The sequence below is a fragment of the Marinobacter sp. RI1 genome (assembly GCF_041155085.1).
GTDB classification, from domain to species: domain Bacteria; phylum Pseudomonadota; class Gammaproteobacteria; order Pseudomonadales; family Oleiphilaceae; genus Marinobacter; species Marinobacter nauticus.
Window position 1 is genome coordinate 3,422,405 of sequence record NZ_AP031605.1, and the last position, 12,460, is coordinate 3,434,864.

The 12,460-nt window shown below is 57.5% G+C and carries 11 protein-coding genes; 2 read left to right on the forward strand and 9 right to left on the reverse strand.

Annotated features, from left to right (window positions below; genetic code table 11):
• Positions 1-6 precede the first annotated feature (6 nt).
• The 9 genes from pdxJ to ACAM27_RS15510 form a co-directional block, all read right to left on the reverse strand.
• The gene (gene pdxJ, locus ACAM27_RS15470; RefSeq protein ID WP_014420775.1) at positions 7-741 is read right to left on the reverse strand and encodes a pyridoxine 5'-phosphate synthase; all 735 of its coding nucleotides are present in this window, start codon (positions 739-741) and stop codon (positions 7-9) included.
• Positions 738-1,478 (reverse strand): DNA repair protein RecO, encoded by a 741-nt coding sequence (gene recO / locus ACAM27_RS15475; RefSeq protein WP_222534722.1) that lies wholly within the window; start codon positions 1,476-1,478, stop codon positions 738-740. Before recO ends, pdxJ begins: the two co-directional genes overlap by 4 nt.
• Positions 1,479-1,485: 7 nt before the next feature.
• On the reverse strand, positions 1,486-2,403 hold the full coding sequence (gene era, locus ACAM27_RS15480; RefSeq protein WP_011785711.1) for a GTPase Era: 918 nt from the start codon (positions 2,401-2,403) through the stop codon (positions 1,486-1,488).
• Positions 2,403-3,092 (reverse strand): ribonuclease III, encoded by a 690-nt coding sequence (gene rnc, locus ACAM27_RS15485; RefSeq protein ID WP_011785712.1) that lies wholly within the window; start codon positions 3,090-3,092, stop codon positions 2,403-2,405. Before rnc ends, era begins: the two co-directional genes overlap by 1 nt.
• A complete protein-coding gene (locus ACAM27_RS15490) occupies positions 3,089-3,475 on the reverse strand; it encodes a DUF4845 domain-containing protein (protein WP_023007925.1) in 387 nt (128 codons plus the stop codon). Before ACAM27_RS15490 ends, rnc begins: the two co-directional genes overlap by 4 nt.
• Before the next feature lie 26 nt (positions 3,476-3,501).
• Positions 3,502-4,293: a signal peptidase I gene (lepB, locus tag ACAM27_RS15495; RefSeq protein ID WP_023007924.1), complete on the reverse strand. Its 792-nt coding sequence runs from the start codon at positions 4,291-4,293 to the stop codon at positions 3,502-3,504.
• 12 nt (positions 4,294-4,305) lie between these two features.
• Entirely contained in the window at positions 4,306-6,108 is a 1,803-nt protein-coding gene (lepA, locus tag ACAM27_RS15500) for a translation elongation factor 4 (RefSeq protein ID WP_011785715.1), read from the reverse strand.
• Positions 6,109-6,212: 104 nt separating this feature from the next.
• On the reverse strand, positions 6,213-8,939 hold the full coding sequence (locus ACAM27_RS15505) for an EAL domain-containing protein (RefSeq protein WP_011785716.1): 2,727 nt from the start codon (positions 8,937-8,939) through the stop codon (positions 6,213-6,215).
• 225 nt (positions 8,940-9,164) lie between these two features.
• Positions 9,165-10,073 carry a LysR substrate-binding domain-containing protein gene (locus ACAM27_RS15510; protein WP_222197975.1) on the reverse strand — a complete coding sequence of 303 codons (909 nt, stop codon included), beginning with the start codon at positions 10,071-10,073 and terminating at the stop codon, positions 9,165-9,167.
• Between the two features lie 159 nt (positions 10,074-10,232).
• Here ACAM27_RS15510 and ACAM27_RS15515 point away from each other — a divergent pair, with 159 nt between their 5' ends.
• Both ACAM27_RS15515 and fghA read left to right on the forward strand, forming a co-directional pair.
• The gene (locus ACAM27_RS15515) at positions 10,233-11,351 is read left to right on the forward strand and encodes an S-(hydroxymethyl)glutathione dehydrogenase/class III alcohol dehydrogenase (protein WP_369612884.1); all 1,119 of its coding nucleotides are present in this window, start codon (positions 10,233-10,235) and stop codon (positions 11,349-11,351) included.
• 51 nt (positions 11,352-11,402) lie between these two features.
• Positions 11,403-12,254 (forward strand): S-formylglutathione hydrolase, encoded by an 852-nt coding sequence (gene fghA, locus ACAM27_RS15520; RefSeq protein WP_222197976.1) that lies wholly within the window; start codon positions 11,403-11,405, stop codon positions 12,252-12,254.
• The last annotated feature ends 206 nt before the right edge of the window (positions 12,255-12,460 follow it).

Genomic DNA, 12,460 nt, shown 5'->3' on the forward strand with positions numbered 1-12,460 from the left:
TGTTGATCAGGCCCTGGCCCGGTCAAGAATCGCCTTCATGTCCCGGACCGCATCTTTCAGGCCGGTAAAGACGGCACGGGCGATGATCGCATGGCCGATGTTCAGTTCATTGATACCCGGGATAGCGGCCACCCGCTCGGTGTTGTGGTAATGCAGACCATGGCCCGCATTCACAATCAGCCCCTTCTTGCGGGCATAGGCCACGGCATCGGCAAGCACTTTGAATGAGGCTTCCACCGCTTCGGGTTCCCCGGCCTCGGCATATTCACCGGTATGCAACTCAACCACCGGCGCACCGCAGCGCACCGCCGCGTCGATCTGTACCGGGTCCGGATCGATAAACAACGAAACCTCGGCGCCGATTTTTGCCAGACGATCACAGGCCTTGGCCACGCGCTCTTCCTGGCCATCCACATCCAGTCCACCTTCGGTGGTGAGCTCCTCGCGTTTTTCCGGCACCAGGCAGACACATTCCGGGCGCACCTGCTCGGCGAACGCCAGCATGGCGTCGGTCACCGCCATTTCCAGATTCATTTTGGTCTGCAGTACTTCCCGCAACAGCAGCACATCCCGGTCCTGGATATGCCGGCGATCCTCACGGGGGTGAATGGTGATGCCATCAGCACCGGCTTCTTCCGCCACCAACGCCGCCTGCACGGGGTCCGGGTAACGGGTGCCCCGGGCCTGACGCAAGGTGGCCACATGATCAATATTCACTCCAAGCAGGACTCGGGTATTCATGATTCTCTCCCAGATGACGGATTCGAATGACTGAACAGGGAACGGCTGTGCAGCGGCCGGCCCTGCAAAAGGTAATCCACCAGCACCCGCATGACGCGCTTGGCGGTTTTACGGGGTGCTTCACTCATGAAATCGCCGGCCGCCAGTGCCAGCAATGCCTCACCCGGCAATTGGCGCAATGGCAACTCCGGCGCGAGATTGGAAACGATGCCCTGGCCCGGATCGTAGCCATAGAGCTCGCCTGCCTGTACAGGCATACCTGTATCCGTGGTTTCGTCCCAGGCAAAATCGTAGCCCAGCGAGGCAGCAAATGCGCGCTCAAAACGCCTCAGCAACGGCTCCACATCGTCCTGTGAAGACAGATCCGCCAGGGCCTGCAGCGTTTCAATGTAGCTGGCAAACAACGCGGGGGAGGGATCGGCCACCGGTAACACCCGCTGAACCAGTTCATTAATGTAGAAACCACTGTACAACGCGCGGGGTTGGCTGACCGCTGGCGCACTGCGCACTTCCAGCTGCACCAGGGTTTTCAGCTCACTTTTGCCGGTCCAGTCCACTAATAACGGCTGGAATGGCTGAAGCTGGGCCTTGAGCGGGCTCTTAGTGCTGTTGGCGCCTCGGGCAACCACACTCATGCGGCCGTGATTCAGAGTAAACAGATCCACCAGCAAGGCGGTTTCGCGCCAGGGTCGCCGATGGACCACATAAGCGGGCTCTTGCTGCACCGCGCCCTTCATGGCGGCCTCAGAAATCGCTCATGCCCAGGCTTTTCAGAGCCCTGTCGCTGTCAGCCCAGCCTCGCTTGACCTTGACCCAGAGCCGGAGCATCACCTTGGATCCGAACATCCGCTCCATATCAACCCGGGCTTCCTGACCGATACTACGCAGGCGCTCACCCTTATCGCCAATGATGATTTTCTTCTGGCCTTCCCGTTCGACCAGAATCAGTGCCGAAACATGCAGGGTATTGCCCTGGTGCTTGAACTCTTCAATCTCCACTGCCACGGAATACGGCAGTTCAGCGCCCAGTTGACGAGTGATTTTCTCCCTGACCATTTCGGCCGCCATAAAGCGTTCACTGCGGTCTGTGATCTGATCATCGGGGTAGAAGTGGACACTTTCGGGCAGGAAGCGGCCAACAGCCGATTCCAGCGGCTCCAGATTGGTCTCTTTCAGTGCCGAAAGAGGAATGATCTCGGCAAAGTCCCGCTTTTTGGACAGAGCCTCCAGATGGGGCAACAACAGCTCCCGCTTCTCCAGCTTGTCGACTTTGTTGACCGCCAGGATAACCGGGCACTTCACCCGCTTGAGCTTCTCCAGCACCATCTCATCGGCGCTGGTCCACGCCAGCTGATCCACCACGAAGACCACCACATCCACGTCGATAAGGGCGGACGCGGCCGCCTTGTTCATATAGCGGTTCAGGGCACGGGGCTCATCCTCATGCATGCCCGGTGTATCGACATAAATGGCCTGTACCGGGCCCTCTGTCTTGATACCGAGCACCTGATGCCTGGTGGTCTGTGGCTTCCGTGAGGTGATGCTCAGCTTCTGGCCAAGAATGTGATTGAGCAGTGTAGACTTGCCCACATTCGGCCGGCCGACAATGGCGACGAAACCACAGCGGCTTTCCGGGTTTTCCGGGCGGGTAATATCAGTCATCAGGAATTCTCCACACCCAGTTGCTTGAGTGCATTTCGGGCGGCCTGCTGTTCAGCAACACGTCGACTACTGCCAGTGCCGGTGGTTTTACGGTCCAGCGAGGGCAAGGCGCAGGAAACATGGAAAGTCTGGTTGTGGGCCTCGCCGTCAACGGAAATCACTTCATAGCGCGGCAACGGAAATTGCCTGGACTGCAGGTACTCCTGCAACCGGGTTTTCGGATCTTTCTGTGTGTCCTGAATATCCAGGTTTGCCAAGCGCTGTTCAAACCAGCGTAACACCTGAGCCCGACAGGTATGAAAGTCGCTGTCCAGATAAATGGCCCCGATAATGGATTCCACGGCATCGGCGAGAATGGACTCACGGCGGAAGCCACCACTTTTCAGCTCTCCCGAACCGAGCCTCAGATACTGGCCCAACTGAAATTCACGACCGATCTCCGCGAGGGTAACCCCCTTGACCATACGGGCCCGAAGCCGGCTCAACTGCCCTTCCCGGGCCTTCTCGAAATGAAGATACAGATACTCGGCGATCACCATGTTCACGATAGAATCGCCCAGAAATTCAAGACGTTCGTTATTCTGGTTGCCAAAACTGCGATGGGTCAGCGCCAGCAGAAGCCGCTCCGGCTCCTTGAACTGGTAGCCAATGCGGCGCTGAAGTTGGTCTAGGTCTGGTTGTGAACTCACTGGCCCTGAAACTCATACTCGTGCTGGAAGTGCACAACGGTGTCCACGTTCCGGAAGATGTTATTGCGAACCTCGTAATCCACCTTGATCACGACCAGTTCGCCATTTTTTTCAACGGAGATGTTCTTTGGATCAAAACCGTCAACGTTATTCACACTCAGGCGCTTGTTAATCAGGCTGCGCACCTGCGCCGGACCCATCTGTGACAGGCCGTCGGTACCATCCAGGCTTTCCAGAGCTTCCTGGATGGTAAAGTCATCCAGGTAGGCCGGCCCGATCTTGATCGCCAGAGTCAGCAGGCCACCAAAGAACAGAGCCATGATCATCATCGTCAAAGCGCCGCCCTGCTGCGTGTTCAGGCCTGCGGGATAGTGTCTTCTCATCGTCTTATACTCCGGAACCATCAGAATTATTGGATGCCACCCACCCGATCAAAAGATGGCAGACTTGTCAGTGATTTCCAGTGCATCCAGATAGCAAAGGCCTTGCCCACCACCATCTCATCCGGCACCGTGCCCCAGAAACGGCTGTCGTTACTGTTGTCGCGATTATCGCCCATGACAAAGTAATGGCCTTCAGGAACAACCCATTCTCCCTCACCGGAACCGCTCACCCGCCCCATGGTCAGGTACAGATCATGTTCAACCTCACCCAACTGTTCCCGCCAGCGTTCCATGGGGGGCAAGCGCGCAACGAAATCCCGGGGAACCGGCTCATCATTGATGAACAGTTGCTTGTTGCGGTAACGAATATGATCGCCCGGCAGGCCGACAACCCGCTTGATGTAATTGGTGGTGCCATCCTCAGGATAGCGGAACACCATGACATCACCCCGCTCCGGATCGCCGATCTCAACAATCTTGGTACCGGCCACCGGCAGGCGCAGGCCATAGGCGTACTTGTTGACCAGGATAAAATCCCCCACTTCGAGGGTCGGCAACATGGAGCCTGAGGGGATCTGGAACGGCTCGATCAGGAACGACCGAAGCACCAGGACTACCGCCAGCACGGGGAAAAATGAGCGGCTGATATCCACCAGCCAGGGTTCCCGGTCCTCGAACTCATCGGCTGATTCGTCTACCTGGCCACCCTGCTCTGCGCCGGCAAGCCGACGCTTTCTCAGGAACGCGATGTCCGCCAGCCAGACCGCTCCGGTCACGAAAGTCAGAACCACCAGTACCAGTGGAAAATCAATGTCCATCCAGGTGCCTTTTTAGTTATCCACTTTCAATACAGCAAGAAACGCTTCCTGAGGCACCTCGACATTACCCAGCTGCTTCATGCGTTTTTTACCTTCCTTCTGCTTCTGAAGCAGTTTCTTTTTACGGCTGACGTCGCCACCGTAACACTTCGCCGTTACGTTCTTGCGCAGGGCCTTGACCGTTACCCGGGAGACCACCTGGGTACCAATGGCAGCCTGAATGGCAATATCAAACATCTGACGCGGGATCAGCTCTTTCATCTTCTCGATCAACTGGCGCCCTTTGCGGTGGGACAGATCCCGGTGCACAATCAGCGCCAGGGCGTCGACACGATCCCCGTTGATCAGCACATCCAGGCGAACCAGGTTGGCACTCTGGAAACGGACAAAGTGGTAATCCAGTGATGCAAAGCCACGGCTGGCCGATTTGATCCGGTCAAAGAAGTCCATCACCACTTCCGCCATCGGCAGCTCGTAGGTGAGCTGTACCTGTGTGGACATGAAGTGCATGTTCTTCTGCACACCGCGCTTTTCTTCACACAGGGCAATGACATTACCGAGGTGCTCCTGGGGTACCAGGATGTTGGCCTCGACAATGGGCTCACGCATTTCTTCGATGGAACCAATATCCGGAAGCCTTGAGGGGTTGTCCACCGACAGAGTCTCACCCTGCTTGGTGACCACTTCATAGATTACCGTCGGCGCCGTGGTAATCAGATCCAGGTCGTACTCTCGCTCCAGCCGCTCCTGGATGATCTCCATGTGCAGCATGCCCAGGAAACCACAGCGGAAACCGAAGCCCAGAGCATCCGAGTTCTCGGGCTCAAAGAACAGCGAGGCGTCGTTGAGGGTGAGCTTTTCCAGGGCATCCCGGAAATCGTCATAATCGTCGGCGCTGACCGGGAACAGACCGGCGTAAACCTGGGGTTTCACCTTCTTGAACCCCGGCAGCATCGGGGTTTCTTCCGCAAACTTCTGGTGCACGATGGTGTCACCCACCGGCGCACCGTGGATGTCTTTGATCCCCGCAACAACAAAACCGACGTCACCGGCTTCAAGCACATCGGTGTCGGTCGGCTTGGGATTGAAGACACCAACCTTGTCGGCGTTCCAGGCTTTCTTGGTGGACTTGATAACGATCTTGTCGCCTTTACGCAGTACACCTTCGGTCACCCGAACCAGTGACACCACGCCCAAGTAGTTATCAAACCAGGAATCAATAATCAGTGCCTGCAACGGCGCGCTGCGATCACCCTTGGGGGGCGGAATCTTTTTGATCAGATCCTCGAGGACATCCTCAACACCCAGTCCGCTTTTGGCACTGCAGCGCACGGCATCGGAAGCGTCAATGCCGATAATGTCTTCAATTTCCGCCGCAACCCGCTCGGGCTCGGCCTGGGGCAGATCCATCTTGTTCAGGACCGGCACCACTTCAAGGCCTTGTTCGATAGCGGTGTAGCAGTTGGCCACCGACTGAGCTTCCACACCCTGACCGGCATCCACTACCAGCAGCGCCCCTTCACAGGCGTACAGTGAGCGGGACACCTCGTAGGAGAAATCCACGTGGCCCGGGGTATCGATGAAATTCAGTTTGTAGGTTTCCCCATCCTTTGCCTTGTAGTTGAGCGTGACGCTCTGGGCCTTGATGGTGATCCCGCGTTCCCGCTCCAGATCCATGGAGTCCAGGACCTGTTCGGCCATTTCACGGTCTGTCAGGCCACCGCAGATCTGGATAAAACGATCCGCCAGCGTGGATTTACCGTGGTCGATGTGGGCAATAATGGAAAAGTTACGGATTCGGCTCAGTTCAGTCACAGACAATGATTACTCATATAAGACGTAGGATTGAGCCCGGAGGGGCCGCTACCGGGATCCGGGAACGGCGTGATTTTACCGGTTACAGGCCGCCATTGCCATGATCAGGAAATAAGCGGCTTCTCGTACTGCCGGATCAGGAATCCGATCAGGGCATCTTCGTCCAGCGGATAGCTGAACAGATTGCCCTGGCACTGGGCGCAACCGGCGGATTTCAGGAACGTCAGCTGCTGCAGCGTTTCCACCCCTTCCGCCACCACCGTCAGGTGCAGTTTGTGAGCCAGGGCGATCACCGCCGACGCCACATCGGTGGCACTGACGTTGTAGGGAATGTCGCGAATGAAGCGATGATCTATCTTGATCACATCCAGCGGCAACTGCTGCAGCGCCACCAGTGAGCAGGAGCCGGTACCGAAATCATCCAGAATCAGGCACACGCCCAGATCGTTCAGCGACACCAGCAATTCCCGCAGCATTCTCGGATCTTCATTGAGCAACTCCGCCGGCATTTCCAGCTCCAGCCGCTCGGGAGAAACGCCCGTCTCGGTAATTACCCGCCGGATCATGTCCAGAAAGCCGGAATCGGTCAGCTGTCGCACCGAGAAGTTCACGGCCATCTTCAGCGACTCGAACCCGGCCCGCTCAAGTGCCTGGACCTGGATACAGGCTTGCCGCAGCGCCAGCTCGCCGAGGCGGATAATCAACCCGGTTTCTTCCGCCAGAGTGATGAACTGCTGGGCCGAGACCAGGCCTTTTTCCGGATGATGCCAGCGCAGGAAAGCCTCCACACCTATCACCCGCTGAGTGGCCAGATCCACTTTTGGCTGGTAATGCAGCACGAACCGGTCGCCATCGAGTGCCGTGGCTAGCTCTTCCTGTTGTAGCAGACGGCGAGCGGCCTGGATGTTCATGGCCGGCGTGAAGAACTGATACGTGTTGCGCCCCAGTTCCTTGGCGCGGTACATAGCCAGGTCGGCATATTTCATCAACGCCCCGGCATCTTCGCTATCGTGAGGGATCATGGTGATACCGATGCTGACGGTCACACCTACCTCATGGTCGTTCAGTCGAATGCGCTGGCACAGGCGCCGCAAAATGTTTTCCGCCACTTTGCCGGCGGCTTCGGAGCCACTGATCCGGGACAACAACACCACAAATTCGTCGCCACCGAGCCGGGCCACGGAATCTTCCTCACGGACACAGCCTTCCAGCCATTGCGCGACCTGACGCAGAAGTTCGTCACCGGCATCGTGCCCCAGGGTATCGTTGATCCGCTTGAAACCGTCCAGATCAAGGAACATCAGGGCTGCCGCCTCGCCACTTCGGCGACTGCGACGAACCACGTGATTCAACCGATCCCGGAACAGCTGCCGGTTAGCGAGCCCTGTCAGTGGATCGTAGAACGCCAGTCGGTGCAGTTCGGACTGAGCTGCCTTGAGCTGGGTAAGATCCCGAAGGCTCAGAACCACACCGTTGACGCCAGGCACCGAGAGCATCGCGGTGAAGGTGCCCTCCATATCACGCCACTGGCCATCGGCATCGCGCACCCGGGCACGCACCACCGGCATCTGTTTGCCCGGTGAGGCCATGGACTCCTCAAAACCTCTTTGCAGGTGCGACCAGTCATCCATGTGCACCAGCTTCTCGAATTCCAGGGCTTCCACCTTGTCCGGATCGAATCCCAGGATGTCACGACTGGACGGGCTGGCATAGAGCGGGCGCCCACGACGATCCATGACCAGGGTGACGTTCGCTGCGCCCTCAGTGATGGCGCGATAACGGCCGGCGCTGACCTGGGCAATCAGCCGGGAACGAATCAGGGCCAGCACGAACAACCAGAGCAGCAAACTGATGGCCAGACCAGAGCCGAGAACAATGGGGGGGCGTGGGTCGGCGGCGAGATAATCAAAGGCTGGTGTGGAACGGGTCTGCAGCAGCCATTCCCGGCCACCGTGTCTGATCGTCTGGCTCATTTCAAAGCTAAATTCGTTGTCCAGCGAACCGAGATTGGAGCCATACATCAGGGTATCTCGTGCCACCACCCCGCTGTCGTAAATGCGCACATCCAGAAATGGCGATATCAGGCCAACAATACCGTCGATCAGGTTGTTCATCCGGAAGGCACTGAACACGTACCCGGCCAGCATCATGCGGCGCTCGGCCCGGATCTCCGGAATCTCGCCGCCCTGGAACACCGGGTAGTACATCAGAAAACCGGCCTGATCCTCGGCGACAGACTCCTGCACCAGCACAACCTTGCCCGTGACCGTCGGGATAGCGTCATCCCTGGCCTGTTCCATGGCAGTACGGTGGATGGGGTCACTGAAAGCGTCATAACCCAGCGCCTTGCGATTACGCTCGGTGCCCGGCTCCAGATAAACCATGGGATAGTAGTAGGGCCCGGTACCCAGGGGCTTGACCAGATAATTGTAAAGCCCCTCCGCCCGAACCGAGGCAATGTGATCGGCCATTTCGCGGACACCAATACGCTCCACGTAGCCGATACCCTCAATGCCAGGGTAATAACGATTGATATCGACGTTGTCGACGTACTCTTTCCACTGATCGCGTGTGACTTTACCGGTGACAGCAAACAGACCGGCACTGCCGGCAAGAACCTGTTCGTAATTGAGCAAGCGTTCTTCAATCGCGGTCTTAAGCTGCAGGGACTGAGTGCGGAATCGGGCCTCGGTGCGATCTTCAACCAGCCGGATGGAGACCTGCCAAAGCAATACCGTCGCAACCACAGACACCAGGAATACCACCCAGGCGATCCAGGAATTGCGCAGCTTCAGCAACTGACGGAGGGGAAGATCCTTTTTGGTCATCATCGTGTTCGGCCCATTCCATGACCCGGTTTATTGTCGAATCCGGCGAGTATAACAAAAGTGTTCTTGAACCCACAGTTTGGCCGGCCGTTGGCGCTGAGGTGTGGCCGACAGCTTGGTCGGTGCTCCTGACACTCTTTGGAATTCAGGCTGGCTTGAGGAGGTACAGACGGGAGCTACAGTCGCAAAGCGCCGTTCTTTGAATACACAATCCTATCGGTTCATTGCTTAATAATCCGCGTTTGCTGCGTCCGGCGGAGAACCGCCAGGTTTCAGGGATTCCGAAAGAAAATCCAGCAGCAGCCTTATCTTCGGCGACAGATGACGGTTATGGGGATACACCGCCCAGATACCGTCATCGTCTTCCTGATAACGGGTCAGCACCGGAATCAACAGCCTGGAATCCAGTGCGCTCTGAACGTAGTAATCCGGAAGCTGAACAATGCCAATCCCCTTGAGGGCGGCATCAAGCAGGGCCCTGCCACTGTCGCAACGGATGTTCCCCGTTACCCGCACGTTGCGCGGCTGGCCCAATTCCTGGAAGCGCCAGTAATCCAGGTTTCCCAGCAGGCAGTTGTGGTTCGCCAGTTCGGACAACGAGTGAGGCGTGCCGTGCGTGGCGAGATAATCCGGCGAGGCACACACGTATAGGGTTCGGGATGCGAGACGCCGGGCCATCAAGGTCGAATCCTGCAGCTTTCCCATGCGCACGGCAAGATCGTACCCCTCAGCGACCAGATCCAGTGTCTGGTTGGTAAGCTTCATGTCCACGTCGAGTTCGGGGTATCGCAAAACGAAGTCATTGACCAGCGGCGCAATGGATTTCTCTCCATAGGTCACCGGGGCAGTCAGCCTTAGTCTTCCTCGCGGGACCAGCTGCATGTTGGTAATAGAGCGTTCCGCCTGCTCCAGGGCGTCTAGTACCTGCCGGCAGTGCTGGTAAAAGATCTGTCCGGCCTCGGTTACCGACACCCGGCGTGTGGTGCGGTAGAACAACCGGGTGGCTAAGCGGGCCTCCAGGGCACTGACCTGGCGGCTGACCTGTGCCGTCGACACGTCCAGTCGCTTCGCGGCACGCGTGAAACTCTCGGTTTCAGCAACCGCCACAAACTCGTTTACCCCTTCCCAGCGATACATGGTTTTCCCTTTTTGCTTTGCACCACCCGATTATTGCACACACGTAAAGGTGATTTGATAAAAACAGCGATTATCAATCAGAGGGCCATAAATACAATATGGCCTTCGTTTGGGCGTCCCGCCCTTCCTGAATGACCAATGGAGAACATTATGGCTGAGATGATCAAATCAAAAGCAGCAATTGCCTGGGGCCCGGGTCAGCCACTGTCGGTTGAAGAGGTGGACGTGATGCCCCCGAAAGCAGGGGAAGTACGGGTAAAAGTGATCGCAACCGGTGTATGCCACACCGATGCATTCACCCTCTCGGGTGAGGATCCCGAGGGCAACTTTCCAGCCATCCTTGGCCATGAAGGCGGCGGCATTGTAGAGGCGATTGGTGAAGGCGTTACCAGTGTTGCCGTCGGCGATCACGTTATTCCCCTGTATACCCCCGAATGTGGCGAGTGCAAATTCTGCCTGTCCGGCAAAACCAACCTGTGCGGAAAAATCCGCGAAACCCAGGGCAAGGGGCTGATGCCCGATGGCACCAGCCGCTTCTACAAGGACGGCCAGCCCATCTATCACTACATGGGCTGCTCGACCTTCTCCGAGTACACCGTTCTGCCGGAGATTTCGCTGGCAAAGGTCAACAAGGAAGCCCCGCTGGAAGAGGTGTGCCTGCTGGGCTGCGGCGTAACCACCGGCATGGGCGCGGTCATGAACACCGCCAAAGTGGAAGAAGGCGCTACGGTGGCCATCTTCGGGCTCGGTGGGATCGGCCTGTCTGCGATTATTGGCGCGACCATGGCCAAGGCGAGCCGAATCATTGGCATCGATATCAATGACAGCAAATTCGACCTGGCACGACTGCTTGGCGCAACCGACTGCATCAATCCCAAAGACTATGACAAGCCGATTCAGGAAGTGATCGTTGAACTGACTGACGGTGGCGTGGACTATTCCTTCGAATGCATCGGCAACGTCGATGTCATGCGGTCCGCACTGGAATGTTGCCACAAGGGATGGGGCGAGTCGGTCATTATTGGCGTCGCCGGGGCAGGCCAGGAAATTTCCACCCGCCCGTTCCAGCTCGTTACCGGTCGCGTCTGGAGAGGATCCGCCTTCGGTGGGGTCAAAGGCCGTTCCGAGCTACCCGGCATTGTTGAACGCTACCTGCAAGGGGAGTTCAAGCTGAATGATTTCATCACCCACACCATGGGCCTCGATGACATCAACGAAGCCTTTGAGTTGATGCACGAAGGCAAGAGCATTCGCAGCGTTATCCATTTCGACAAGTGATGGTGAGGGCGGCCCGCCACTTCGGCGGGCCGCCCCGCAACGGAGTGTCCAATGACCCTTGAAAACCTGAGCAGTAACAAAAGTTTTGGTGGCTGGCACAAACAGTACAGCCATCCGTCTGAAAGCCTTGGCTGCGCTATGCGCTTCGCCATCTACCTGCCACCGCAGGTTGCCAACGGACAGAAAGTGCCGGTGCTTTACTGGCTTTCCGGCCTCACCTGCACAGACGAAAACTTCATGCAGAAAGCCGGCGCCCATCGCGCGGCTGCAGAACTGGGCATGGCCATCGTGGCACCGGATACCAGCCCCCGGGGCGATCACGTTGTCGACGATGAAAGCTACGATCTTGGCCAGGGAGCGGGCTTCTATGTGAACGCGACCGAAAGCCCATGGCATCCCCACTACCGCATGTACGACTATGTTCTGAATGAGCTGCCTGCACTGATCGAATCTGTTTTCCCGGTAACGAATCAACGCTCGATTGCGGGCCATTCAATGGGTGGTCATGGCGCCCTGGTTCTGGCTCTGCGCAACCCGGCGCGGTACCAGTCCGTGTCGGCCTTCAGCCCGATCAGCAACCCGGTAAACTGCCCATGGGGCAAAAAGGCCTTTACTGCCTACCTGGGCAAAGACAGCTCGCGTTGGGCCGAATACGACGCCAGCCTGCTGATGCGGGATGCAACACAGTTCGTACCGGCACTGGTCGACCAGGGGGACGCGGACAACTTTCTGACTGATCAACTTCGGCCAGAGGCGCTTGAGGCCGCAGCCAGCACCAGCAATTACCCGCTGGAGCTCAATTTCCGGGAGGGCTACGACCACAGCTACTTCTTTATCTCGAGCTTTATCGAGCAGCATCTGCGATTTCATGGCCGACATCTGGGGTGTGGCTCAAATTATTGATATCGAGACAGACTGGGCGTAGGTTTTTCAGAGCAGTGGGAAATTGGCTCATATTGCAGCGGGGGGAGTGTTCGCTTTTGTTGAGTCTTGCCGGGTATGTGGACGTTCGCGAAGCGAATATTCAGACTAGGGGTAACGCCCGGCTCACGCGCCGGTTTGGAGCCGTGTAGCGGCGGAAAATCGGTCGCTGTGCAGCCGATTGTTAT

What these genes read in the sequence shown, in the direction of transcription:
- ACAM27_RS15510 (WP_222197975.1), bottom strand. Translation starts at nt 10,073, where the DNA reads ATGTATCGCTGGGAAGGGGTAAACGAGTTTGTGGCGGTTGCTGAAACC.
- recO (WP_222534722.1), bottom strand. Translation starts at nt 1,478, where the DNA reads ATGAAGGGCGCGGTGCAGCAAGAGCCCGCTTATGTGGTCCATCGGCGA.
- ACAM27_RS15515 (WP_369612884.1), top strand. Translation starts at nt 10,233, where the DNA reads ATGATCAAATCAAAAGCAGCAATTGCCTGGGGCCCGGGTCAGCCACTG.
- ACAM27_RS15490 (WP_023007925.1), bottom strand. Translation starts at nt 3,475, where the DNA reads ATGAGAAGACACTATCCCGCAGGCCTGAACACGCAGCAGGGCGGCGCT.
- pdxJ (WP_014420775.1), bottom strand. Translation starts at nt 741, where the DNA reads ATGAATACCCGAGTCCTGCTTGGAGTGAATATTGATCATGTGGCCACC.
- ACAM27_RS15505 (WP_011785716.1), bottom strand. Translation starts at nt 8,939, where the DNA reads ATGATGACCAAAAAGGATCTTCCCCTCCGTCAGTTGCTGAAGCTGCGC.
- lepB (WP_023007924.1), bottom strand. Translation starts at nt 4,293, where the DNA reads ATGGACATTGATTTTCCACTGGTACTGGTGGTTCTGACTTTCGTGACC.
- era (WP_011785711.1), bottom strand. Translation starts at nt 2,403, where the DNA reads ATGACTGATATTACCCGCCCGGAAAACCCGGAAAGCCGCTGTGGTTTC.
- fghA (WP_222197976.1), top strand. Translation starts at nt 11,403, where the DNA reads ATGACCCTTGAAAACCTGAGCAGTAACAAAAGTTTTGGTGGCTGGCAC.